Here is a 23,894-nt window from a genome sequence, read left to right as displayed (position 1 = left end):
GGCCGAACCGGCCCGATGGCGGCCTCGGCGGCTCGCTGTCGCGGTGCTGTTCTGCGTGCCACTTGCCGTTCCGGGTGTGGGCACCGCACGGTGGCGTCCTCGCGACGGCGCAGCCGACCCTTCTTGCCCCGGCGCGGGGGTGCGGCGGGCGTGTCGTGGCGAGGACATGTGCTCGAAGGTAAGTACTGCGGGAGGGCGCGAAACCCGAGGCGGAGCAGGGGTTCGGACAAGGGTTGTTCAAGGCGCAGGACATGTTCCGACTTGTCGCGCAAGGCCCTCAGCCGGTCAGATCCCGAATGACGGCATCTGCCAGCAGTCGCCCGCGCAGCGTAAGAATTGCCCGGCCGGCGGCGATTGCGTGCGGTTCGAGAAGACCGTCCGCGACCGCCCGGTCCAGCGCGGGACCGGCGTCCTCCAGCGCCGCGACAGGCAGCCCGGCGCGCAACCGCAGCCCCAGCATCACGCGTTCCAAGGCCTGCTGATCCTCCGTCAGATCTTCGCGGTCGGCCTCCGGCGAGGCGCCGGCGGACAGTCGTTCGGCGTACTCGCGGGGGTGCTTGACGTTCCACCAACGCGTCCCGGACCGGTGCGAGTGCGCGCCCGGGCCGATGCCCCACCAGTCGCCGTCGGTCCAGTACAGAAGGTTGTGCCGGCACTCGGCGCCCGGGCCGCGCGCCCAGTTCGACACCTCGTACCACTCGAACCCGGCCGCGCCGAGGATGTCCTCGGCCATCAGGTACCGGTCGGCCATCACGTCGGAGTCCGGGACCGGCAGTTCACCGCGCCGCACCTGGGCGGCCAGTCGGGTGCCCTCCTCGACGATCAGCGAGTACGCGCTGACGTGATCCGGCCCCGCCGCCACGGCCGCGTGCAACGACTGCGCCCAGTCGGTGTCGCTCTCCCCCGGGGTGCCGTAGATCAGGTCGAGGTTGACGTGTTCGAAACCGGCCGCCTGCGCCCAGGCCACGCACTGCGCGGCCCGGCCCGGGGAGTGCGTCCGGTCCAGGACCCGCAGCACGTGTTCGCGGGCACTCTGCATCCCGAACGAGATCCGGTTGAACCCGACGGCGCGCAACTGCTGCAGCGCGGCGGCGTCGACGGATTCCGGGTTCGCCTCGGTGGTGATCTCCACATCGGGCGCCAGGTCGAACTCGGCCCGGATCGCGTCGAGCAGGCCGCCGAGTTCGGCCGGGGCCAACAGGGTCGGAGTGCCCCCGCCGACGAATACGGTCCGCACCGGGGGGCGACCGGCCGGCCCGGTCAGCATCCGGGCGGCCAGCCGGATCTCCGTGGCCGCCTGGGCCGGGTAGGCGGCTCGCGTGGCCCCGCCGCCGAGATCCTCGGCGGTGTAGGTGTTGAAGTCGCAGTACCCGCATCGCGTCGCGCAGAACGGGATGTGCAGGTAGAAGCCGAACTGACGGTCCATCAGGCAGACGCCATCCAGGCCCGGGCCCGCTCGTGCCACTCGAGGGGCAGCTCCGGGGCCTCCAACAGCCGCGGCAGCAACCCCGGGCGCAGCGTGCGTGCGGCGAAAGCCAGCCCGATCGTGATGCCGTGGCCCGGGCGGTGCAGCGGTTCGATCGACTGGCCGGCGCACACCTCACCGGGCACCAGCACCCGCAGGTACGTGCCGACCCGGCCCTGCGCGGTGAACCGGTTCACCCACTGCGGCTCGCCCAGGAAGTCCTGGAACGTCGCGCACGGTACCCGCGGGCAGGACACCTCGAACTCGGCCGTCCCGACCCGCCAGCGCTCCCCGATCACGGCCTCGTTCAGGTCCAGGCCGCTCGTGGTCAGGTTCTCCCCGAACGCCCCGGGCCGGATCGGGTAACCGAGTTCGGTCTCCCACCGCGCCTGGTCCTCACGGGCGAAGGCGTAGACGGCCTGGTGCACACCACCGTGGTTGACGGTGTCGGCGATGCCGTCGCCGGTCAGGCCCAACGGCCCCGCGTGCACCGGACCGGCCACCGCGCGTTTGTCGATCCCGGTCCGGCCCAGCTTGCTGGTCGGCCGGGGTCGGACCGGACCGACATTGACCGACAGGATCCGGGCGATCACCTCGAGCGGGGCACCTCGCCCGGTCAGGCCGAGAGGTCGGCGGGAGCCACGGTCAGCTGCGCCTCGACGTCGCGGCCGTCGGCGACCGTCAGGTCCTGGCCGGTGGCGGAGTAGCCGGCGGCTAGGAGTCGGTAGGAGCCGGACGGGACGTCGGCGAACTCGTAGCGCCCGCCGGAGTCGGCCGCGGTCCGCGCGATCACGTCGCCGGTCGGGTCCTCCAGCCAGACCCGCGCACCTGGGATCACCCCGCCGTCACCACCGCGGACGACACCGGTGACCGCCAGCCCGGAGACCAGCGTGACGTCGACCTGCAGGCCGGCCGAGCCGGGGCCGTCACCGGCCAGGTGCACTGCGCACGCGTACGGCCGGTGCCCGGGATGCCGGACGACCAGCACCACGTCGGTCTCGTCGACGGCGACGAAGGCGAACGATCCGTCGGCCCCGCTGCGGCCGTGCCCCAGCTGGCGACCCGCCGTGTCGAGCACGGTCCAGACCGCACCGGCCACCGGGGCGCCGGAGGCGTCCCGGACCACGGCCAGAGCATCGCCGGACAGCGCGCCGGCCGCCGGGCCGGGCACGGAGCCGACCTCGGCGGGACCCGGCGCTTCGGCGGACGCCGCTGTGGGGCGAGGGCCGACCGGCCGGCCGATGATCGGGCGGGCACCGGGGGCCCCGGACGCGGCCCAACCGGGAGCGGCGGTGTCGGGGACGACACCGTCGACCGAACGACGCGGCGGAGTGGGCACGTCAGTCAGCTTGGCAGAGTCGCCCCCCACCATCGGAACAGGCACGGCGTGATTCGCGCCGAGCGGTTGCGTACGCGGGTGCGCGGCCAGGTGCTCGATCTGCTCGACACCGATCGCGGTGCTCGACCCGGGGCTCTCCAAGGCCATCATCCCGGCGCCCTCGCCGACCATGCTCAGGTCGAGCTTCTTGATGTTGACCATCCAGCCGGTGACCAGCGCGGCGCCGACCAGGAGGATCCCGCCGCCGAGCGCGGCCGCGTTCAAACCCACGACCTGGGCCTGCAGCACATTCAGCGGGTTGAACTCGTGGGTGGACAGGAAGTTCTTCGTGCGGTTGGCCGCGATCGTCGAGAGCAGCGCGACGCCCAGCGACGTGCCGACCTGTTGGCTGGTGTTGATCACCGCGCTGGCGACGCTCGCGTCGCGCGGCGCGACCCCGATCGTCGCGGCGTTGAACGCGGGCACGAACACGCAACCGAGGCTCACGCCCAGCAGCATCAGCGCGGGCATCAGGTTGCGGGTGTACGTGGAGTGCATCGTCAGGCCCGTGAGCAAGAACGAACCGATGCCCGCGCCGAGCAGGCCACCGGCGAAGAAGTACCGGGGCGGCACCTTGTGCCCGACCGCGCTGACGATGCCCGAGGACACCATGATCCCGGCAGTCACCGCGAGGAAGCCCAGCCCGGTCTTCACCGGCGAGTACCCGAGCACGCCCTGCATGAAGAACGTCAGGAAGAAGAACGACCCGAACATCGCCACCGCGGACAGCAGCACCGCGAGGTTGGCGCCCCCGCGGGTCCGGTCGGCCAACACGCGCAACGGCAGAACCGGATTGGCCACGATGCGCTGGCTGACCACGAAGGCGAGCGACAGCGCCACGCCGATTCCCAGGAAGGCCAACGTGGCGGGCTTGGCCCAACCGTGCCGTTCGGCCTCGGAGAACCCGTACACCAAGGAGAGCACCCCGACGCTGGACAGCACGGTGCCGATCACGTCCAGCCGGCCCGGGTGTTCGCCGCGATGCTCGTCGAGCAGGGCGTAGGCACCGGCCACGGTGAGGAAGGCGATCGGGGTGTTGATGTACATCGTCCAGCGCCAGTTGACGTACTCGGTCAGCAAGCCGCCCAGGACCAGCCCGATCGCCGAGCCACCGCCGGCGACCGCGCCGAAGATCGCGAACGCCTTGGCCCGTTCCCTGGCCTCACTGAACAGATTCGCGACCAACGCCAGCGCCACGGGGGCCAGCAGCGCCCCGAACACGCCCTGCAAGGCTCGGGCGAAGAGCATCATCGAGAAGGTCTGCGCCGCACCGCCGAGCGCCGAGGCCAGGCCGAACCCGACCAGCCCGATCACGAACGCCCGGCGCAGGCCCAGGTAGTCGGCGATCCGTCCGCCGATCAGCAGCAGACCGCCGAAGGACAACGTGTAGACCGTGATGACCCACTGGCGGTCGTCCGGCGCGATACTCAGCGCGTTCGACATCGCGGGCAGGGCGACGGTGATGATCGTCCCGTCGACCACGATCATCAGTTGCGCGAACGCGATCACGAACAGGCCGAGCCAGCGGCGCCTGTGGTTGTCCTGGGTGGGCTTGGGCGGTGCGTGGTGCTGGTGCACGGAGCTCCCGTTCCGGGCCGATGCGTTGTCGGTCGTGGTCATCAAGGGCGACCCGAGGAGAGCAAGGGCAGCATCACGTGGTCGACCAGGCGGACCAGCAGGTCGTCGTCGACCGGTTCGCCGGTGACCAGCACCCGCATCAGCAGCGTCGCCGGCGCCAACTGCCGGATCAGTTCGGAGTTCTGGGCGGTGACCTGGATGTCCAGGGCGTAGCGGTCGATCAGTTCGTCGACGCTGGCTCGACAACGCGCAATGTCCGCCCGCAGCAGCGCGGCGAGCTCCGGGTCGGTCTGCATCGCGTTGACCATCCCGGCCATCAGCCGGCCCTGCCGGGAGAAACGGTCGCGGGCGTTGGTGATCAGACTGAGCAGGTCGGCGCGCAGGTCGCCGGTGTATTCCGGGGCGATGCTCGCGGTGTCGGTGACGTGTCGCACCGCAGCCCCGACCAGCGCCGGTTTCCCGGGCCACCGCCGGTAGATCGTCGCCTTGCTGGCCCGCGCGCGGGCTGCGACGGCGTCGATGGTCAGCCGTTCGTAGCCGATCTCCGTGAGCAACTCGGCACAGACGTCCAGGATTTCCTGCTCACGCAGAGTGAACTCCTCGGCGTCCAGGAGTGCAGTCGCGGAACCCGGCATTTCGGACACGTGGCCACCCTACGTGCATCTGAGTACGGAACCGTACTGTCATTTTTACCGGATTTCGTCAAGGACAACCGGCCCGGGGGCCGCGCGGCGCGCCTGCGCGCCCCCGGGCGGCTCGCCGGCCAAACTTGCTTGCAACTCCGGCGGCCCGGGCGACGGGCGCCCAACGCCGGCTCCCGAAGGCGAGGGTCCACGTGTTCGGATCGCGCACCACGGTCATTCTGTCCACCGGCGCGTTGTTGCTGGGCGGTTCGGTGGGAGCCGCGGCCGCGGTTTCCGCGGCGAGCCCCGCACCGGCCGCCGCCGACGACGACATCCACGGCTGCGTCGGCCCCGACGGTGCGCTGTATCTGGCCGACCACGACGGCTGCCGCCGCCACGAGCGCCCGATCAGCTGGCCGCGGCGCAGCGCGCCGTCGATCACCGAGCAGGCGGTGCTCCCCAGCACCGGCACCAGTACTTTCATACCGGTCACGACGTCGACAGCAGCCAGTGTCACCGGCTTGTCGGTGACCCTGCCGGTTCCAGGCAAGTACGCGATCAGCGCCAACGTGCGCGGGGCGATCATCTACGGGACCGCCACCGCGCCTCAAGCGTGCTACATCGTGGCCCAGCTCGTCGGCGGCGCCACCGCAATTCCCGGTTCGCGACGGCTGGTCGTCATCGACGACAACGCCATCGCCCCCGCGTACACCTCCAACGTGCAGGCGACCGCGCCCATTCAGTTGTTCTACACCGCAACCGCTCCGAACACGGTCGTCACCGTCCAGGCGTTCCAGGGCAGCGACGGCACTCCGGGCGGCGCCCTCTGCACGGGCGCGCCCACGGTCGAGGTCGGCGGCGACCAGAACGGGGCCAGCAGCCTGACCGCCACGTTGGTGCCCGACGGCCACTGACCCGCAGCGGGTTACTTGCTCTTCTTCCCCTCCGGGGACTCGTCCGTGGACAGCGCGGCGATGAAGGCTTCCTGCGGGACCTCGACGCGACCCACCATCTTCATCCGCTTCTTGCCCTCCTTCTGCTTCTCCAGCAGCTTCCGCTTGCGGGTGATGTCACCGCCGTAGCACTTGGCCAGCACGTCCTTGCGGATCGCGCTGATGTTCTCCCGGGCGATGATCCGCGCGCCGATCGAGGCCTGGATCGGTACCTCGAACTGCTGACGGGGAATCAGTTGGCGCAGTTTCTTCGTCATCCGGGTCGCGTACTCCGGAGCCTTGTCCTTGTGCACGATCGCGGAGAAGGCATCGACCGGCTCGCCCTGCAGCAGGATGTCGACCTTGACCAGGTCGGCCGCCTGCTCACCGTTGACCTCGTAGTCCAGCGAGGCGTAGCCACGGGTGCGGGACTTCAACGCGTCGAAGAAGTCGAACACGATCTCGGCGAGCGGGAGGCTGTAGCGCAGCTCCACCCGGTCCGCGGACAGGTAGTCCATGCCCAACAACGAGCCGCGGCGGTTCTGACAGAGTTCCATGATCGTGCCGACGAACTCACTCGGGGCGAGAACGGTGGCGCGCACCACCGGCTCGTACACCGCAGCGATCTTGCCGTCCGGGTACTCGCTCGGGTTGGTGACGATGAACTCCTTGCCGTCCTCCTTCGCCACCCGATAGACGACGTTCGGGGCGGTGGAGATCAGGTCCAGCCCCGCCTCCCGCTCGAGGCGCTCCCGCACGATCTCCAGGTGCAGCAACCCCAGGAAGCCGCAGCGGAACCCGAAGCCCAGCGCCGCTGAACTCTCCGGCTCGTAGACCAGCGAGGCGTCGTTGAGCTGCAGCTTGTCCAACGCTTCGCGCAGGTCCGGGAAGTCCGAACCGTCGATCGGGTACAGACCGGAGAACACCATCGGCTTGGGCTCGCGATACCCGGCCAGCGCCTTGGTGGTGGGCTTGATCGCGTCGGTGATGGTGTCGCCGACCTTGGACTGACGCACGTCCTTCACGCCGGTGATCAGGTAGCCGACCTCGCCGACGCCCAGGCCGTCGGTCGAAGTGGGCTCCGGCGAGCTGACCCCGATTTCGAGCAGCTCGTGGGTCGCCCGGGTGGACAGCATCAGGATCTTCTCGCGCTTGCTCAGGTGCCCGTCGATGACGCGGACGTAGGTGACCACGCCGCGGTAGGTGTCGTAGACCGAGTCGAAGATCATCGCCCGGGCCGGGGCGTCCGGCTCACCGACCGGGGGCGGGATGTCCGCGACGATCTTGTGCAGCAGCTCGCCGACACCCTCGCCGGTCTTCGCGCTGACCCGCAGCACGTCGTCGGCGTCGCAACCGATGATGTGCGCGAGCTCGGCGGCGAACTTCTCCGGTTGGGCGGCGGGCAGGTCGATCTTGTTCAGCACCGGGATAACGGTCAGGTCGTTCTCCATCGCCAGGTACAGGTTGGCCAGCGTCTGGGCCTCGATGCCCTGGGCGGCGTCGACCAGCAGCACCGCGCCCTCGCAGGCGGCCAGCGACCGGGACACCTCGTAGGTGAAGTCGACGTGGCCCGGGGTGTCGATCAGGTTCAGCACGTGCATCCGGCCGTCGTGCCCGGCCCAGGGCAGGCGCACCGCCTGGCTCTTGATGGTGATGCCGCGCTCCCGCTCGATGTCCATCCGGTCCAGGTACTGGGCGCGCATGTTGCGGGCATCGACCACGCCGGTGAGCTGCAGCATGCGGTCGGCCAACGTCGACTTGCCGTGGTCGATGTGGGCGATGATGCAGAAGTTACGGATCAGCGCCGGGTCGGTGCGGTTGGGCTTCGGCGAGGAGGGCGGCACGAGCGGGATTCCGTCCAGTTCTGGGCAGGGGTGGGCCGCGAGGGCGGCGCCGCAGGATTGTCCCACGCGGCGGCGGCGCTAACGTTCCGACCGTGACGACCGCGAGCCCGCCCGGACGCGCCGGCGGCAAACCGCTGTCCGAACTGGTCGAACCCGGCTGGGCAAAAGCGCTGGAACCGGTGACCGCGACGATCGCCGAGTTGGGCGGGTTCCTGCGGGCCGAATTGGCCGCCGGACGTGGCTACCTGCCCGCCGGCACGAACGTGCTGCGGGCGTTCACGCACCCGTTCGAGGCGGTGCGGGTGTTGATCGTCGGGCAGGACCCGTACCCCACGCCCGGGCACGCGGTCGGGCTGTCGTTCTCGGTCGCGCCGGCTACCCGGCCGCTGCCGCGTTCGCTGCAGAACATCTACCAGGAATATTGCGCTGATCTCGGCCTGCCCGTGCCGTCGTCGGGGGACCTGAGTCCGTGGGCCGCCCAAGGCGTGCTGCTGTTGAACCGGGTGCTGACCGTCGCGCCCGGCAATCCCGGCTCGCACCGCGGCAAGGGTTGGGAGGCGGTGACCGAGCAGGCGATCCGCGCGCTGGTCGAGCGCGACGGCCAACCGCTGGTCGCGATCCTGTGGGGACGCGACGCGGCGAGCCTGTCCCCGATGCTGGGCGAGGAGATCCCGCAGCTCACCTCGGCCCACCCCAGCCCGATGTCGGCCGATCGCGGCTTCTTCGGCTCCCGGCCCTTCAGCCGCGCCAACGAACTGCTGGCCGAACTCGGCGGCGACCCGATCGACTGGCGTCTGCCCTGACGAGGCGGAACAGGTGCACTCGGTCAACGTCCAGTTCCGGTGAGCCGTTCGGACACGGTCCACAACGCCTCGGCGGCCACGCCGTCACGGGCGCGACCGGATCGCCCGACCAGCTTGGGCGCGCCCCACATCTCCCCCGGCCCGTCCGGGCCGACATAGCTGTCGGTGGGCAGATCGGCGGTCGCCGCGAACAGCGTGGGCCGCGCGCCGGCGACGGCGTTCTGGGCGAATCGGTCGAGGACGGCGAGGCCGGTGTTCATGACCCGGTTGCCGGTGTGCGTGCCCAGCTTGGTCGCGGAGTAGCCGGGGTGGCAGGCCATCGCCGCCACCGGTGAACCGGCCGCCGTCAGTCGGCGGGCCAGTTCGGCGGTGAACAACAGGTTCGCCAGCTTGGACTGGGCGTAGGCGGGCCAACGTTGGTAGCGGCGCTGCTGGAAGGACAGGTCGGTCGGGTCGAGGCGGCCGAACTGGTGGGCCAGCGAGGCGACGGTGACCACCCGCCCGGTGATCCGCGGCAGCAGCAGGTTGGTCAACGCGAAGTGGCCGAGGTGGTTGGTGCCGATGTGGGTCTCGAACCCGTCGACGGTGCGGCCCTGGGGCACGACCATCACGCCCGCGTTGTTCACCAGGATGTCGACGTTGCCGTCCAGTCCGGCGGCGAATCGGCGGACCGAGGACAGGTCGGCGAGGTCGAGTTCGCGGACCTCGGTGCTACCGCTCATCCGCGCCGCGGCGGCCGCCCCGCGAGCGGTGTCGCGGACCGCGAGCACCACGTGCGCGCCGGCTCCGGCGAAGGCCGCCGCGGCCGCCGCACCGATGCCGCTGTTCGCCCCGGTGACGACGATCCGACGCCCCGTCAGATCCGGCAGGCCCGCGCTGCTCCAACCCATGCCCCGACCTTAACCCCGCGACTTGTCGCGGCGCTCAGGCCAGCCGGGTGACCTCGACCTCGACGCCGAGCGAGGTGCTGATCGGGCCGGGGTAGACGCCCTTGTGCGGCGGCACGTCCCAGTAGTCGCGGCCGCGGGCGACCACTACGTGCTCGGGCCCGACCGGCTTGCCGTTGGTCGGGTCATACGCCGTCCAGTCGCCGTCCCACCACTGCACCCAGGCGTGGCTCTCCCCGGTGACCGCGACCCCGAGGCCGGCGTCCGGGTCCGGGTGCAGGTAGCCGGAGACGTAACGCGCCGGGATGCCGAGTGAGCGCAGCAGGCCGACAGTGAGGTGCGCCAGGTCCTGGCACACGCCCCTGCGCTCGGACCAGGCCTCCATCGCCTTGGTGTGCACGCCGGTGGAGCCGGGGACGTAGGCGACCTCGGAGCGCAGCCAGTCCGCGACCTCGCGGGCCGCGGCCTGCGGCGGTCGGTCGCCGGCGATCTCGCGGGCCACCGCGAACACCCCGGCTTCGACGGCTGTGTGCGGGGTGGGCGTGAGGTACTCGACGTGGGTGTCGCGCACCCGGCTGTCGCGCAACACCGCCCAACTCACCGGCTCCGCGTGCTTCGGCCCCGGGTGGGTCTCGACCAGGCTGGTCGCCTCGATGACCATCTCGCTGTGCGGGACGTGGACGTCGAACGCCGTGACAGCCGAGCCCCAGTAGTCGCGGTAGCGGGCCGCGGTGGCGCGCGGGCTGATCTTGATCCGGGACTCCAGCGAGGTCTGCGAGGCGTCGGTGAGCGGGGTCATCCGGGCCTCGTTGTAGGAGGACAACACGTCGGCCGCGTAATTGAACCCGGTGCGGTGACGCACCTTCAGTCGCCAGGGCATCAGTCCAGCACCTCGATCAGTTCGCCGGCCAGTTCCGCCGTCCAGGTAACCGGCGCGACGTGCGGGAAGTACTTGCGGGCCACCGCGTCGCTGACCGCCGAACAGGTCGCCTGCAACTGCTCCAGGTGTTCGGAGAAGTTCTCCAGCAGGTCGCCGCGGCTGCGGAACTCCAGGTCCGTCCGGGCCCGGCCGAGCAGGAGTCGGGCCGTGTCGTCGAAGCCACTGCGCCCGGCGGCCGGGTCCAACGTGCGCAGGCACTCCTCGGCCTGAGACAGCGCGTAGAACACCGAGCGCGGCGAGAGCCGGTCGACTATCAGGAACTCCGCGGCCAGGTTCTCCCGCACCGGGCCGCGGTAGGTGCGCAGGTAGCTCTCGTAGGAACCGCAGGAGCGCAGCAGGGTTCCCCACGTCGGGGCGCGCCCGCCGGGCAGGGTCCGCAGCATCAGCAACCGCGCGGTCATGTCGGCACGCTCCAGCGAGCGGCCCAGGGTGAGGAAGATCCAGCCCTCGTCGCGGCTCATCGTCGAGTCGACCAGGCCGGCCATGACCCCGGTGCGCTCGCGGATCCAGGCGAAGAACAGGTGCGGGCCGAGCTTCTCGGCTCGACGGCGCCGTTCGCCCAGACCGGTCCAGGTCGCGTTCAGGGCCTCGAAGATCTCGGCCGAGATGGTCTCGCGAGTACCGCGGGCGTTCTCCCGGGCGGCCACGATGCTCCCGGCGATCGCGCTGGGGCTGTCCAGGTCGTAAGCCAGTTCGGCGAGCACCTGGGCGGCGCCCTCGACGGTCCGTTCCCCCGGCTCGATCACGCCCATGACCTCCATGAGCGACGAGCACACGGTCTGCTCGTCGACCCAAGGGTCCTCGATCAGCATCTGCATGTGGACGTCCAGGATGCGCGCGGTCGAGTCGGCACGCTCCAGGTAGCGGCCGATCCAGAACACGGACTCCGCGATTCGGCTCAGCACGAGCGCCCCTGACGCGTCGTCAGTTGTTGTTGCTGCTGGGCCATCTGCTGGCGCAGGATCTCGTAGGGCCGGCCGCGTGACGGGCCGGGGTCGGAGGTCCGACCGCGCGGCGCGCCCGTGGGCGAGTTCGGCGGGGGTGCGCCGTTGCTGTCGCTGCCCGCCAGCACCCAGGTGTCCTTCGAACCGCCGCCCTGGCTGGAGTTCACGACCAGCTGGCCCTCCGGCAGCGCGACCCGGGTCAGTCCGCCGGGGAGCACATAGACGTCGGTGCCGTCGTTGACCGCGAACGGGCGCAGGTCGACATGGCGCGGGCGCAGGTTGTCGCCGACCAGCGTGGGCACCGTCGAGAGCGAGACCACCTGCTGCGCGATCCACCCGCGCGGGTCGGAGCGCACCTTCAGCCGCAGCACCTCGAGGGTCGCGGAGTCGGCGACCGGGCCGATCACGATGCCCTTGCCGCCGGAGGCGTCGACCGGCTTGAGCACCAGCTCGGCCAGGTGGTCGAGCGCCCACTCGAGTGTCTCGGGCTCGTCGAGCCGATAGGTCTCGACGTTGGCGAGGATCGGCTGCTCGTTCAGGTAGTAGCGCACCAGGTCCGGTACGTAGCTGTAGACCAGTTTGTCGTCGGCGATGCCGTTGCCGACCGCGTTGCAGATCGTCACGCCGCCGTCGCGGGCGGCGTTGAGCAGGCCCGGGCAGCCGATGCTCGAGTCGGCCCGGAAGTGCAGCGGGTCCAGGAAGTCGTCGTCGATGCGGCGGTAGATGACGTCGACGCGGCGCTCGCCGGTGGTGGTGCGCATGTAGACGCGGTTGCGCCGGCAGACCAGGTCGCGGCCCTCGACGAGTTCGACGCCCATCAGCCGGGCGAGCAGGGCGTGCTCGAAGTAGGCCGAGTTGTAGACGCCCGGGGTCAGCACGACGACCTCGGCGTCCGCGGTCCCCTCCGGAGCGGCGGCGCGGGCCGCGGCGAGCAGGCGCTGCGGGTAGTCCGAGACCGGCATGATCCGGTGCGAGCTGAACGCCTCCGGCAGCCCGTGGGTCATCGCCCGGCGGTTCTCGATCACGTAGGACACCCCGGACGGCGTCCGGATGTTGTCCTCCAGGACCCGGAACTCGCCGGCCTCGTCGCGGATCACGTCGATCCCGGAGACCAGCACCCGGACCCCGTTGGCCGGGATGATGTCGGCGGCCTCCCGGTGGAAGTGCGCCGAGGTGACGATCAGCCGCCGCGGGATCACCCCGTCGGCGAAGACCTCGCCGCGGTCGTAGACGTCGGCCAGGAACGCCTCGAGCGCCCGGACCCGCTGCGAGACGCCGCGGGAGAGCACGTCCCACTCCGCCGCGGTGATGACCCGGGGGACGATGTCGAGCGGGAACGGTCGTTCCTCACCGCCGAGCGCGAAGGTGACGCCGCGGTCCAGGAAGCCCTGGGCCAGCGAGTCGGCGCGAGCCCGCAGTTCCTCCGGCGCGAGGGCCCGCACGGCCTGATGGACGCCGACCATCGCGGCCCGGGGTTCGCCGCGTCCGGCGAACATCTCGTCCCAGGCCGCTCCGAAGGGGTAGTCCTCCAGCAGATCTGCCACGTCCCGACCGTATTCCGTTGGTGTTTCGGGGAGTTTTCCCCCCCAGGCCCCCGGAGTAACTCCCGAGTTTGGCCGGTCGGGACCGGCGCTGATACCCTCAGCGGTCGCGTCCGAGCGGCGTGACCTGTCAGCGACTCCGAACCGAGGCGAGCACCTTCAGTGGCGAACATCAAGTCTCAGATCAAGCGCAACCGCACCAATGAGAAGGCCCGGCAGCGCAACAAGGCCGTGCGTTCATCGTTGAAGACCGCGGTGCGCAAGTTCCGCGAGGCTGTGGCCGCCGGGGACGACGGAGCCGGCGCCCTCATGCGCGACGCGTCGCGGGCCTTGGACAAGGCCGCCAGCAAGGGTGTCATCCACGCCAACGCGGCGGCCAACAAGAAGTCCGCGATGGCCCACGCGCTCAACAAGCAGTAGCTGGTTCCCCGACGGACTCAGTGCCGTCGGGCCGCCCCGACGGCGACCAGCATCCGCTCCAACGCGTAGCCCGGCGACGCCGCGGCGCCCTTCACATCCGCGTCGGCCGCCGCGACGGCCTGCAGCGCCCGCGCAACTCCGAGCGAGTCCCAGCCTCGCAGCTGTGACCGGATCCGGTCGATCTTCCAGGGCGGCATCCCCAGGTCGCGGGCCAGATCGGCGGGTTTCGCCGTCCGCGGCGCACCGCCCAGCTTGGCGATGTTGCGCAGCCCCATGGCCATCGCGGCCACGATCAGCACCGGCTCGACGCCGCAGCTGATTGCCCAGCGCAGTTGCACCAGGGCCTCGGCCGTCCGACCCTCCACGGCCAGGTCGGCGACGGCGAAGCTGGTCACGTCGGCCCGCCCGGCGTAGTAGCGGCGAACGGTGTCGACCTCGACCGTGCCGGTGGTGTCAGCCACCAACTGGGCGCAGGCCCCGGCCAGCTCCCGCAGCCCGCCGCCGACGGAGTCGAGCAGGGCCTTCGCCGCGTCCGGCGAGATGCGCCGCGACGCCGTCCGGAACTCACCGCTGACGAACCCGAGCCTGTCGCCGGTCCTCTTGACCTCCGCACAGTCGACCACGACCGCGCCGGCCTTCTTGGCTGTGTCGATCAGGCCTTTGCCCTTCGCCCCGCCGGCGTGAGCCAGCAGCACCGAGGTGTCCTCCGGCGGATCGGCCAGCAGCGTCTCCACCTCGGCCAGCACCGGCCCGGACAGGTCCTGCGCGTCGCGGAAGACCAGCAACCGGCGCTGCGCGAACAGCGACGGCGCCGTCAGCTCGGACAGCCCCCCGGACTCGACCGAACCGGCGGCCACCGCGATCACGTCGGCCTCCGGATCGACCGCCCGGATCATCCGGCTCGCGGCCGCGACGGCCCGCTCGACCAGGAGCTCCTCCGGACCCAGCACCAGGGTCAGCGGGGGCACGGCGGTGGGCGAGGCAGACATCGGGGGCAGCCTGCCACGCGGGCCCGACATCTTCGACGGCGGACCATGCGCGCCACCGACTCGGCCACCGGCTCGGGCACCGGGTCGGCCACCGGGTCGGCCGGCGCCGTCGTCGGCGTCCCGCCCGCGGGGCGGCTGACGATCAAGATTGATAAGCGTGCGACGCTGGGTCCGGCGTGTCGCGTCACTCTCGTTGCAACCTTGATCGTCAGCCGACGGATTGCCGTCATCCGCGATCTAGGCCGATCTCGTTCACCTCGTCACTGTGCTGCGGGGGCCCACCAACGATCGACCTCGCTGGTGTCGGTGCCCCCGGGGTAGATCTGACTGGTCCCCAGAAGCCCCGGCGACAGGCGGATCGGCCGGACCCCCGGGACGATCGGGCGCTCGGGATCGCGCGACCAGACTCAACCGCCCCGCAACCACAGTGGCGGCCAGGTCCCCGTCCGAGTCGGTCCGGCCGCTGGCCATTCCAGCGCCCCGCAGCAGTGCCATGGTCGCGGGCGCGGGATGGCCATACACGTTGCCGACCCCGACTGATGTCAGGGCGACCTTTGCGCCCAAGGACCGCAGGAACTCCGGATATTGGTTTCTGCTGCCGTGATGCGGGGTCTTGAGCACGTCGACCCGCAGGTCCGGCTCGGCCTGGTGCAGCGCCTGCTGCGCCGGGGCCTCGATGTCGCCGGACAGCAACAACCGCAGGCCGGACGCCGTGGTCACCAGCAGGACGACGGAGGCGTTGTTCGGCGCCGAGCCCTGGTGCAACAAATCCCCGCGCGGCCACAGCACGCGCCAGCTCAGCCCGCCGACCGACCGCACCTCGCCGACCTTCGGCGAGGTGATCGGCACTCGCGCCGCAGCGGCCCAGCGCTGCACACGGGCCACCTCGGCGGGCGGGTCGGCCAACGGGCTGACGCCGATCTCGGCGACCGAGCGGCCGTGCAGTACCGCCGGGAGGCCCTCGACATGGTCGGCGTGGAAATGCGTCAACAGGAGATACGGAACGACGTGGATCCCCAACGTCCGCAGGCACCGGTCGACCAGCCGGGGGTCCGGACCGGTATCGACGACGACCGCCGCCCCGGGCCCGGCGTTCAACGCGAGCGCATCACCCTGTCCGACGTCGCAAGCAACGAGCTGCCAGCCCGGCGGGGGCCAGCGGACCGAATCGAACACGCCGGGCACCGGGATCAACCGGGGTCGAACCACCAGCATCGCTGCCAGCAACCACGCCAGCGCCACCAGAACCCGACGTCGTACCGAGGGTTGAACCGGTCGCGCCGCCCGCAGCCTGGCCAGGAGGACAGCGACGCCGAGCAGCGCGAGCGCCAGGAGCGCGCCCGGAGCGCCGTGCGGCCACGGCAAGGTCGCACCCGGCAGCGCACCGGCGTGCCGGGCGACCCCGATGATCCACGCCGCGGCCAGCCCGGCGCCGTACCCGACCCACCCGGCCACCGTCGGGCTCAGCGGCTGGAGCGCGCCGGCCGTGAAGCCCAGGAACAGCGCCGGCGGCACCGCAGGCGCGGCCAACAGGTTCGCCGGGACGGCCACCAGGCTCACACCGCCGGTCATCAGCACCAGCACCGGCAGGCAGGCGGTCTGCGCGGCCGCCGCCACCGCCAGCGGCCCGACGACCCGGGCCGGCACCCGGCCCTCCAGTCGCTCGCGGAACCACGGGGTCAGGCACAGTAGTCCGGCCGTCCCGGCGACCGAAAGTGCGAACCCGTAGGACCGCGCCAGCCAAGGATCGGTGAGCACCAGCAGGACGGTGGCCGCGGACAATCCGGTGGCCGCGCCGCCCCGGCGCCCCAGCAACGGCGCCAGCAACGCCACCGCGGCCATCGCCCCGGCCCTCAGCAGGCTCGGCTTCGGCCCGACCACCTCGGCCAACCCGCACAGGCAGGCCAGCCCGAGCGCCGGCAGCACCCGGCCCCGCGCCCCGACCCACCGGGCCAACGCGAGCACGCCGCCGAGCAGGATCGCCAGCTTCGCCCCGTCGATCGCCAACAACCTGCTCAGCCCGGCGGCGCGGAACCGCTCGGCCAGCTCGGGGTCCAGCCCGCTGGTGTCGCCGAACTCCAACCCGGGCAGCAGCCCCCGGCGGTCGGGCGGCAGTCCGGCCAACGCCGCCCGCAGGTCGGCCCGGACGGCGGACGCGGCCCGGCTGCGCCATGGGGCATCGTCGACCGGCCGGGGTGCCCGGGCCAGCAGCAGGGCCGTCGTGGCGGGCCGCCAGTTCGCGGGCGCCAGCCGCCCGCCGGTGCGCACCTGTTGGCCGGGCAGCACCTTCAGCCAGGACCGGTCGGCGCTCTCGACCGCGATCGGGTTGTGCGTCGCGGTCACCCGGCCACGGGCGGAGACCCGGGTCGCGTCGGCGGTCAGCGTCACCACCGTCGTGGCGCGCCCCGAGCCACGGGGCTTCTGGAGCCGAGCCACCGGGTACGACCGCACCGTCAGGTCGGTCTCGACCACCGCCCGCGCAGCCGCCAGCGATTCCAGCGGACCGGCATGGATCGCGGCCAGGCGGGCGTCGGCCGCCAGCCCGGACGCACCGGCCGCGACCAGCACCGCCGCAACGACCGCGGCTCGTGATCCGGCACCGGGCAGGCGCGCATCCGATGGCGGGGAACGCCACCACTTGCCGACCAGCAGCCCGAACCCGCCGATCAGCGCCGCCCAGCACGTCGTGGCAGGCAGCCCGTTCCGCAGTTGCAGCGCCGCCCAGGCGGCCACCCACACCGCTGCGGCCACCGGGAGCAGGCGACGGTCGGCCGTCACCGGTCAGACCCGGACGTGATTGCGGATCGCGGCGAACTTGGCCGGACCGATGCCCGGAACCTCGCGCAGCTCATCCACCGAGCTGAACCGGCCGTGGGTGTGCCGGAAATCGAGCACTCGTTGCGCCATCACCGGCCCGATCCCAGGCAGTCCCTCCAGGTCCGACTCCACCGCCGTGTTCAGGTTGACGACCGTCGGTTTGCCCGCCTCGGACCGGGCCCCGCTCCCGGCAGCGGAACCGGGCAGTCCGACGAGGATCTGCTCGCCGTCGGTCACCGGTTCGGCGAGGTTGACCGTCGCTGCCGGGGCACTCGGCAGCGCGCCACCGGCGGCCAGCAGCACGTCCCGGACCCGCGACCCCGCGGGCACCGTGACGATCCCCGGCCGGCGGACGGCGCCTTCGACGTCGACGACCAGATCCGCGCGCGGCGGCGGAGCGGGAGCGGCGGCCGGCACCCGACGTTCCACCACCGGTGACGTGGCGGCCGCGAGCGCCGGGCCGACGTCGACCTCGTGCGGCCGCGACCGCCACAGCACCCAGCCGCCGAGCAGCAGGCTGACGGCCGCCACGATGCAGATCACCGCGGCGGCGCGCAGGTCCAGGTCGCGCCAGGACCGGCGGGGCGAGTGGGTCAGCGGGTCGGTGATCACGCAGGCAACTTAGGTCGGCGGCGCCTGGCCGACCGGCTCATTTCGCTGCCCTGTGGACAAATCCGGGCTGTGGACAAATCCGGCCTGTGGACGACCGGACTAACTCGCTCGACGTCGCCGCACAGTCACGGCCAGCGTCCCCGGACCGACGTGCGCACCGATGGCCGCGCCGACCTCCCCGAGCACCACCGGCCCGGCCGCTGGATCCAACTCCCCCAGTCGCGCCGCCAACTCCGCGGCCCGCTCGGTGGCGCCGACGTGCTGCACGCCGTACTCCGCGTCGCCACCGCCTGCCGCGACCGCGAGTTCGGCCAGCCGGGCCAACCCACGCGCGGCGGTCCGCACCTTCTCCGCGGCCACGATCTTTCCGGCATCCAACCGCAGGATCGGCTTGACCGACAGCGCCGACCCGAGCAGCGCCGCCGCGGAACCGATCCGCCCGCCGCGGCGCAGGAACTCCAGGGTGTCCACGTAGAACAGGACCTCGGTGCGCCGCAGGCTGTCCTCGACAGCCGCGACGACGTCCACCGCCGCGGCCCCCGACCCGGCCGCGTCCACGGCCGCGCGCACCGCGAATCCCAGGCCGAATCCCGCCGAGGCGGAGTCGAGGACCTGCACCGGCACCGCGCTGTCGCGGGCCCCGGTCCGGGCCGACGCGCAGGTGCCGGAAAGTGCCTCGGACAAGTGGATCGAGACGATTGCGCTCGCCCCGTCGGCCACGGCCTTCGCGTAGGCCGTGGCGAAAGCCTGCGGGGCCGGCTGCGAGGTCGCCAGGGCGACCCCGGACCGTAATGCCGTCACGAACTGATCGGCCGTCAGATCCGTTTCGGCATGGTCGACACCGCCCATTCGCACCCGCAGCGGCACCACCACCGCGTCCACACCCGGCGGCAGCGAGCACCCCGAGTCGGTGACGATCGCGATCGGCACGGCGTCACACCGGGACGATGTTGACCAGCTTCGGCAGGACCACCTTCACCAGGCGGACCCCACGGCCGTCGAGCGCGGCGACCACCTTCGGCGCCGCCAGAGCCAGCTCTGTCAGCTCCGCCTCGGTGATCGTGGCCGGTACCGCCACGACGTCCCGCTTCTTCCCCGCGACCTGAAGCACGCACTCGACGGTGTCGGCGACCAGCAGCGCCGGGTCGGCGACCGGGAACGGAACATGCGCCAGGGTCTGCTCGTGCCCGAGCAGCGACCACAGCTGTTCGGCGATGTGCGGGGCCAACGGGGCGACCAGCAACGCCATCGTCTCGGCGACCTCACGCGGAACTGACGTGCCGTCAGCACTCAGCCGCATCAGGTGGTTGTTGCACTCGATCAGCTTGGCCACCGCCGTGTTGAAGCGCAGGTTGGCCAGGTCGCGGCCGACGCCGTCGACGGTCTTGGCCAGCACGCGCGCGGTCTCCGGGTCGGGCGCGGTGTCCGATACGCGGACCTGGCCGGTCTCCTCGTCGACGATGTTGCGCCACAGCCGCTGCAGGAACCGGAACGAGCCGACGACCGCGCGGGTCTCCCACGGCCGCGAGACGTCCAGCGGGCCCATCGACATCTCGTAGAGCCGCAGGGTGTCCGCGCCGTACTCGGCGCACATCTCGTCCGGCGTCACCGAGTTCTTCAGCGACTTGCCCATCTTGCCGAACTCGCGGTTCACCGCGACGCCGTTGTGGGTGAAGGTCCCGGCGGGCCCCTCGACGACCTCGTCGGCCTGCACATAGACGCCGCGGGCGTCGGTGTAGGCAGCGGCCTGGATGTAGCCCTGGTTGAACAGGCGCCGGAACGGTTCCGAGCTCGAGACGTGCCCCAGGTCGAACAGCACCTTGTGCCAGAAGCGCGCGTAGAGCAGGTGCAGGACGGCATGCTCGACGCCGCCGACGTAGAGGTCGACCCCGCCGCAGTCGCCGGGCTTCTGCGGACCCATCCAGTACCGCTCGACCTCGGGGTCGACGAAGGCCACGTCGTTGGTCGGGTCGAGGTAACGCAACTCGTACCAGCACGACCCGGCCCACTGCGGCATCGTGTTGGTCTCGCGCCGGTACTGCTTCGGCCCGTCGCCGAGGTCGAGCGTGACGGTGACCCACTCGGTGGCACGAGCCAGCGGCGACTCCGGGTTGGAGTTCGCGTCGTCGGAGTCGTAGGTGCGCGGGGAATAGTCCTCCACCTCGGGCAGTTCGACCGGCAGCATGGAGTCAGGAAGCGGTCTGGCTCCGTATTCGTCGTAGACGACGGGGAACGGCTCGCCCCAGTAGCGCTGTCGGCTGAACAGCCAGTCGCGCAGCTTGTACTGGATCGTGGCCTCACCGAAACGCTTACCGGCAAGCCATTCCGTGATCCTCGCCTTGGCTTGCGCCATCGGCAGACCGTTCAGCGAGATCTCGTCGTTGGCCGAGTTGATCGACGGCCCCTCGCCGGTCCACGCCCCACCGGCCCAGTCGTCCGGCGGTTGGACGGTGCGAACGTGCGGCAGGTCGAACGCCGCCGCGAAATCCCAGTCGCGCTCGTCCTCGGCCGGGACGGCCATGATCGCGCCGGTGCCGTAACCCATCAGCACGTAGTCCGCGACGAAGACCGGGATCGGCGATCCGGTGACCGGGTTGGTCGCCCAGACACCTGTGAACACTCCGGTCTTCTGCTTGGAGTCGGCCTGGCGCTCCACTTCCGACTTCGCCGCGGCGTCGGCACGGTACGCCGCCATGCCCGCGGCCGGGGTCGCCCCGCCGTAGCGCCACGACTGCGCGGTGCCGTCCGGCCAAGCGGCGGGCAGCAGGTCGTCGACCATCGGGTGCTCGGGGGCCAGCACCATGTACGTCGCACCGAACAGGGTGTCCGGGCGGGTGGTGAAGACCTCGACAGCTGCGCTCCCGAAGGGGAAGCGCACCAACGCGCCGGTGGACCGACCGATCCAGTTGCGCTGCATGAGCTTGATCGGCTCGGGCCAGTCCAGGCCGTCGAGGTCGTCGATCAAGCGCTCGGCGTAGGCGGTGATCCGCATCATCCATTGGCGCAGATTGCGGCGGAACACCGGGAAATTGCCGCGTTCGCTGCGGCCGTCGGCGGTGACCTCCTCGTTGGCCAGCACCGTGCCCAGGCCTGGGCACCAGTTGACCGGGGCCTGCGACAGGAATGCCAGGCGGTACCCGTCGACGGCCGAGCGACGCTGACCCTCCGTCAGATCCACCCAGGACCCGCCGCCGGGCACCGACCGGGAGCCGTCGGCGAACTCGGCGATCAGTTCGGCGATCGGCCGGGCCTTGCCGGCGGCGGTGTCGTACCACGAGTTGAAGATCTGCAGGAAGATCCACTGCGTCCAGCGGTAGAACGCCACGTCGGTGGTCGCGACACTGCGCCGACTGTCGTGCCCCAAGCCCAGAGCCCGCAACTGCCGGCGCATGTTCGCGATGTTCGCCTCGGTCGTGACCCGCGGGTGCTGGCCGGTCTGCACCGCGTACTGCTCAGCGGGCAGACCGAAGGCGTCGTAGCCGAGGGCGTGCAGCACGTTGTGCCCGGTCATCCGGGAGTAGCGGGCGAACACGTCGGTCCCGATGTAGCCCAGCGGGTGCCCGACATGCAGCCCCGAACCGGACGGGTACGGGAACATGTCGAGCACGTACAACTTCGGCCGCGCCGCCGCGGCCGGGTCGCCCAACGGCCCGCTGGGGTTGGGCGCCTGGAAGGTGCCCTCCTGCTCCCAGCGGTCCTGCCAGTACCTCTCGATCCGCGCGGCCGTCGCCGCCGTGTAGCGGTGCGGCGGGACGTTGTCGGTGGCCTGTTCGGGGGTCAGCGGTTCAGTGGTCGACACCTCCGCAGACTATCTGTGCGCACTATCTGTGCGCAGGCGTCGGCGGCCTCAGCGCAACGGTTGGTCGACCACTGCCGGACCGTGCCCGCCGGCTTTGAACGTGACCTCCCGGATGCCGAGTGCCGATTTCAGCTTCCCCGCGGGCAACGTCTGCGGCGTCGGGGCCGGCCCGTCGCCGGGGTGCGGCAGCGGGTAGGCGGTCGTGGTGGCGCTGTGGAACGTCACATTGCCGTCGGTCTTCGAGAACACCTGGTGCACGTGGCCGTTCAGAGCCGTCACCGACGAGAAGCGGCGCATGAGGCCGATCACCTGCTCGGCGTCGTCGGTGCCCCAGCCCCAGTCCGGATACATCGCGAACAGCGGGATGTGGCTGAACACGACGATCGGTGTGTCCGCGGACAAGCCGGCCAGGTCCTTGGTGACCCAGTCGATCTGGTCCTGACCGAGGTGGCCGAGTTTCTCCAGATTCAGCGAGTTGACCAACGCGACGACGTGCACGCCCTTGACGTCCATGCTGTACCAGCCGTTGCCCTGGGTCCCGGAGCCGAACGCGGCTCGGTACTTCTCTCCGTGGTCGTCGACCGAGTCGTGCTCGCCGGGGACCGTGAAGACCCCGCCGGCCTTGACCCCGGTCATCATCTGCTTGACCTGGTCGAACTGCGCCGGGGTGGACAAGTGGGTCAGGTCGCCGGTGTGCATGACGAAATCCGGACGCACCGACAGCTTGTTGATCTGGTCGATCGCCTCGCCGAACGAACCGGCGACGTCGGTGTTCGCGGGACCGGTGAAGCCGATGTGCGAGTCGCTGACCTGAACGAAGTTCAGCGCTGCCGGGTCGGCGGCGGCCGCGCTCGACGACCCGCCGACCACATGCGAGATGACCTCCCCGCCGACGACGGTGAGGGCCACCGCGGTGCCGAACCAGGCGGTGTGGCGCAACAACTGACGTCGCGTCATCTGCGGTCCGGACGGACCACCGGCCGAGTCGGTGCTCATGGGGTCACCACGACGGTGGCAAGCATGAACGGGTGGATCGAGCACAGGTACTGGTAACTGCCCGCCTTGTCGAACTTGTGCTGGAACGTTGCGCCCTTGGTCAGCGCCGCGGAGCGGAAACTGCCGTCCTTGGCGACCACGGTGTGCGGGTCGCCGTCCTGGTTGGTCCAGGTGACGGTGGTGCCGACCGGAACGGTCAGCGTGTCCGGGCCGAACATGTACTTGGCGATCGTGACCGTGCTGCCGGATGCGGCGGGCGCGGCGGCGTCCGCAGGCGCCGTGTCCATCGCGGGCATGTTCATCGCTGACTGCTGCTGCGTCGCTGCCGGCGGCTGCGACTGGGCCTGCGCCACAGCACCGCAGCCGGCCAGCGCCAGGCCGAGCACGGCAAGACCGGCGCCCGTGCGCCCGAACCGACGGATGTTGCGAACCATCTCGATACCTCCGTGTAGGTGCCCACCGTTCGCGGGCTCGGACACAGATAGGTCGACGGGTTACACGAGCGATCAGAACGGCGGGATCTCGTCGGGTGTCGGGATCGCAGGACGCGGCGGGAGAACTCGCTCGGTGGGTGGGTCGATGCCGTCGGGGTCGGGTGGCCGGGTTCGGTAGGTGCGGCCTGATGGTGTGGTCAGGGTGAGGGTGCCGTCGGGGTCCTGGGTGGCTGACCAGCCGGGCAAGTGCTTGATGCGGTGGTGTTTCGGGCAGCGCAGTGCGAGGTTCTTGGTCAGGGTCGGTCCGCCGGTGGTGTGGGCGGTGGTGTGGTCGTGCTCGGTGCGGGTGGCCCGGCAGCCGGGGTGCACGCAATGCTGGTCGCGGGCCTTGACGTGCCGGGCTTGGGCCGCGGTAGGGAGGCGGCGGGTGGGGTCGGCGTTCAGGTCGGGGTCGGTGGAGATGATCTGGATCTGGTAGCTGATCCGCGGTGCCATGTCGGGTGGGAAGCAGATAGTCGACCAGCGCGTCGGCGCGCACGGCGTCGATGCCGCGCTCATCCCCTGGGGTGATGGCCTGGTGGGCGGTGGCGTCGATGACCGCGAAGGCGGCCTCGGCGACCGGGGTGGGCAGGATGGCTTCCAGGGCGGACATCCCATCGCCGATCTCCCACATCTTCACCGAGCGTTGCGCTACGGCCGTGGCGCGGCGTTTGGCGACAGCGTCCGCGTCGACGCGGGCCACGGCGCGGCGGGTGGCGCGGCGCAGGTTCGCCGGGGTGAGTCCCTCGGCCTTGCCCAGCACCCCGGCCTCCACGCCCTCGAGCAGTTCGGCGTCGAGCTCGGCGGTCTCCTCCAGGATCACCCGGGCCTTGGCCAGGGTGATCCGCCCGGC

General features: G+C 71.2%; 21 protein-coding genes. 4 read left to right on the top strand and 17 right to left on the bottom strand.

From position 1 onward, the window contains the following. Positions 1–277: 277 nt before the first annotated feature. Genes hemW through VHU88_08550 form a run of 4 tightly spaced genes read right to left on the bottom strand, consistent with a single transcriptional unit; the run spans position 278 to position 5,056 of the window. The gene (gene hemW, locus VHU88_08565; protein ID HEX3611723.1) at positions 278–1,426 is read right to left on the bottom strand and encodes a radical SAM family heme chaperone HemW; all 1,149 of its coding nucleotides are present in this window, start codon (positions 1,424–1,426) and stop codon (positions 278–280) included. Continuing rightward, entirely contained in the window at positions 1,426–2,058 is a 633-nt protein-coding gene (locus tag VHU88_08560) for an MOSC domain-containing protein (protein ID HEX3611722.1), read from the bottom strand. The genes hemW and VHU88_08560 overlap by 1 nt, the downstream gene beginning before the upstream one ends. Positions 2,059–2,081: 23 nt before the next feature. Next, complete coding sequence (locus VHU88_08555) at positions 2,082–4,463, bottom strand: DHA2 family efflux MFS transporter permease subunit (GenBank protein HEX3611721.1); 2,382 nt, start codon at positions 4,461–4,463, stop codon at positions 2,082–2,084. Beyond that, complete coding sequence (locus VHU88_08550) at positions 4,463–5,056, bottom strand: TetR/AcrR family transcriptional regulator (GenBank protein HEX3611720.1); 594 nt, start codon at positions 5,054–5,056, stop codon at positions 4,463–4,465. The genes VHU88_08555 and VHU88_08550 overlap by 1 nt, the downstream gene beginning before the upstream one ends. 200 nt (positions 5,057–5,256) lie before the next feature. Here VHU88_08550 and VHU88_08545 point away from each other — a divergent pair, with 200 nt between their 5' ends. Beyond that, positions 5,257–5,958, top strand: a complete 702-nt coding sequence (locus tag VHU88_08545; GenBank protein ID HEX3611719.1) for a hypothetical protein — start codon at positions 5,257–5,259, stop codon at positions 5,956–5,958. Between the two features lie 11 nt (positions 5,959–5,969). On the opposite strand, the gene lepA is transcribed toward VHU88_08545, so the two are convergent. Beyond that, entirely contained in the window at positions 5,970–7,820 is a 1,851-nt protein-coding gene (gene lepA, locus VHU88_08540; GenBank protein HEX3611718.1) for a translation elongation factor 4, read from the bottom strand. A gap of 92 nt (positions 7,821–7,912) precedes the next feature. Here lepA and VHU88_08535 point away from each other — a divergent pair, with 92 nt between their 5' ends. After that, complete coding sequence (locus VHU88_08535; protein HEX3611717.1) at positions 7,913–8,623, top strand: uracil-DNA glycosylase; 711 nt, start codon at positions 7,913–7,915, stop codon at positions 8,621–8,623. 23 nt (positions 8,624–8,646) lie between these two features. Here VHU88_08535 and VHU88_08530 read toward each other — a convergent pair whose 3' ends face one another. The 4 genes from VHU88_08530 to VHU88_08515 are packed head-to-tail and all read right to left on the bottom strand — an operon-like array spanning position 8,647 to position 12,938. Next, positions 8,647–9,513 (bottom strand): oxidoreductase, encoded by an 867-nt coding sequence (locus tag VHU88_08530; GenBank protein HEX3611716.1) that lies wholly within the window; start codon positions 9,511–9,513, stop codon positions 8,647–8,649. 34 nt (positions 9,514–9,547) lie between these two features. Then, positions 9,548–10,390 (bottom strand): transglutaminase family protein, encoded by an 843-nt coding sequence (locus VHU88_08525; GenBank protein ID HEX3611715.1) that lies wholly within the window; start codon positions 10,388–10,390, stop codon positions 9,548–9,550. Next, positions 10,390–11,355: an alpha-E domain-containing protein gene (locus VHU88_08520; GenBank protein ID HEX3611714.1), complete on the bottom strand. Its 966-nt coding sequence runs from the start codon at positions 11,353–11,355 to the stop codon at positions 10,390–10,392. The genes VHU88_08525 and VHU88_08520 overlap by 1 nt, the downstream gene beginning before the upstream one ends. Further along, complete coding sequence (locus VHU88_08515) at positions 11,349–12,938, bottom strand: circularly permuted type 2 ATP-grasp protein (protein HEX3611713.1); 1,590 nt, start codon at positions 12,936–12,938, stop codon at positions 11,349–11,351. The genes VHU88_08520 and VHU88_08515 overlap by 7 nt, the downstream gene beginning before the upstream one ends. A gap of 159 nt (positions 12,939–13,097) precedes the next feature. On the opposite strand from VHU88_08515, the gene rpsT reads away from it, so the two are divergent. Then, on the top strand, positions 13,098–13,355 hold the full coding sequence (gene rpsT / locus VHU88_08510; protein HEX3611712.1) for a 30S ribosomal protein S20: 258 nt from the start codon (positions 13,098–13,100) through the stop codon (positions 13,353–13,355). 17 nt (positions 13,356–13,372) lie between these two features. Here rpsT and holA read toward each other — a convergent pair whose 3' ends face one another. From holA to VHU88_08470, 8 genes are all read right to left on the bottom strand, one after another. Then, a complete protein-coding gene (holA, locus tag VHU88_08505) occupies positions 13,373–14,344 on the bottom strand; it encodes a DNA polymerase III subunit delta (protein HEX3611711.1) in 972 nt (323 codons plus the stop codon). A gap of 252 nt (positions 14,345–14,596) precedes the next feature. Further along, positions 14,597–17,122, bottom strand: a complete 2,526-nt coding sequence (locus tag VHU88_08500; GenBank protein HEX3611710.1) for a ComEC/Rec2 family competence protein — start codon at positions 17,120–17,122, stop codon at positions 14,597–14,599. 3 nt (positions 17,123–17,125) lie between these two features. Next, a complete protein-coding gene (locus VHU88_08495) occupies positions 17,126–17,773 on the bottom strand; it encodes a helix-hairpin-helix domain-containing protein (protein HEX3611709.1) in 648 nt (215 codons plus the stop codon). A 99-nt stretch (positions 17,774–17,872) separates the two neighbouring features. Beyond that, positions 17,873–18,703 (bottom strand): DegV family protein, encoded by an 831-nt coding sequence (locus VHU88_08490; GenBank protein ID HEX3611708.1) that lies wholly within the window; start codon positions 18,701–18,703, stop codon positions 17,873–17,875. Positions 18,704–18,707: 4 nt separating this feature from the next. After that, a complete protein-coding gene (gene leuS / locus VHU88_08485) occupies positions 18,708–21,572 on the bottom strand; it encodes a leucine--tRNA ligase (protein HEX3611707.1) in 2,865 nt (954 codons plus the stop codon). Positions 21,573–21,620: 48 nt separating this feature from the next. Then, complete coding sequence (locus tag VHU88_08480) at positions 21,621–22,568, bottom strand: metallophosphoesterase (GenBank protein HEX3611706.1); 948 nt, start codon at positions 22,566–22,568, stop codon at positions 21,621–21,623. Next, a complete protein-coding gene (locus VHU88_08475) occupies positions 22,565–23,002 on the bottom strand; it encodes a cupredoxin family copper-binding protein (protein ID HEX3611705.1) in 438 nt (145 codons plus the stop codon). The genes VHU88_08480 and VHU88_08475 overlap by 4 nt, the downstream gene beginning before the upstream one ends. A gap of 72 nt (positions 23,003–23,074) precedes the next feature. Next, positions 23,075–23,497 carry an HNH endonuclease signature motif containing protein gene (locus VHU88_08470; GenBank protein ID HEX3611704.1) on the bottom strand — a complete coding sequence of 141 codons (423 nt, stop codon included), beginning with the start codon at positions 23,495–23,497 and terminating at the stop codon, positions 23,075–23,077. Here VHU88_08470 and VHU88_08465 point away from each other — a divergent pair. Next, positions 23,496–23,894, top strand: a 399-nt coding sequence (locus tag VHU88_08465) for a hypothetical protein (GenBank protein HEX3611703.1), incomplete at its 3' end; no start/stop codon positions are given. The two genes, VHU88_08470 and VHU88_08465, sit on opposite strands and share 2 nt — an antisense overlap.

It is taken from the genome of Sporichthyaceae bacterium, assembly GCA_036269075.1.
In the GTDB taxonomy this organism is placed as follows: domain Bacteria; phylum Actinomycetota; class Actinomycetes; order Sporichthyales; family Sporichthyaceae; genus DASQPJ01.
This window is presented reverse-complemented; position numbering and strand designations above follow the sequence as displayed.

Coding starts and splice junctions, on each gene's coding strand:
- VHU88_08525 (HEX3611715.1), bottom strand. CDS start 10,390: ATGCCCTGGCGACTGAAGGTGCGTCACCGCACCGGGTTCAATTACGCG.
- VHU88_08470 (HEX3611704.1), bottom strand. CDS start 23,497: ATGGCACCGCGGATCAGCTACCAGATCCAGATCATCTCCACCGACCCC.
- VHU88_08530 (HEX3611716.1), bottom strand. CDS start 9,513: ATGGGTTGGAGCAGCGCGGGCCTGCCGGATCTGACGGGGCGTCGGATC.
- VHU88_08475 (HEX3611705.1), bottom strand. CDS start 23,002: ATGGTTCGCAACATCCGTCGGTTCGGGCGCACGGGCGCCGGTCTTGCC.
- VHU88_08480 (HEX3611706.1), bottom strand. CDS start 22,568: ATGAGCACCGACTCGGCCGGTGGTCCGTCCGGACCGCAGATGACGCGA.
- hemW (HEX3611723.1), bottom strand. CDS start 1,426: ATGGACCGTCAGTTCGGCTTCTACCTGCACATCCCGTTCTGCGCGACG.
- VHU88_08555 (HEX3611721.1), bottom strand. CDS start 4,463: ATGACCACGACCGACAACGCATCGGCCCGGAACGGGAGCTCCGTGCAC.
- VHU88_08550 (HEX3611720.1), bottom strand. CDS start 5,056: ATGCCGGGTTCCGCGACTGCACTCCTGGACGCCGAGGAGTTCACTCTG.
- holA (HEX3611711.1), bottom strand. CDS start 14,344: ATGTCTGCCTCGCCCACCGCCGTGCCCCCGCTGACCCTGGTGCTGGGT.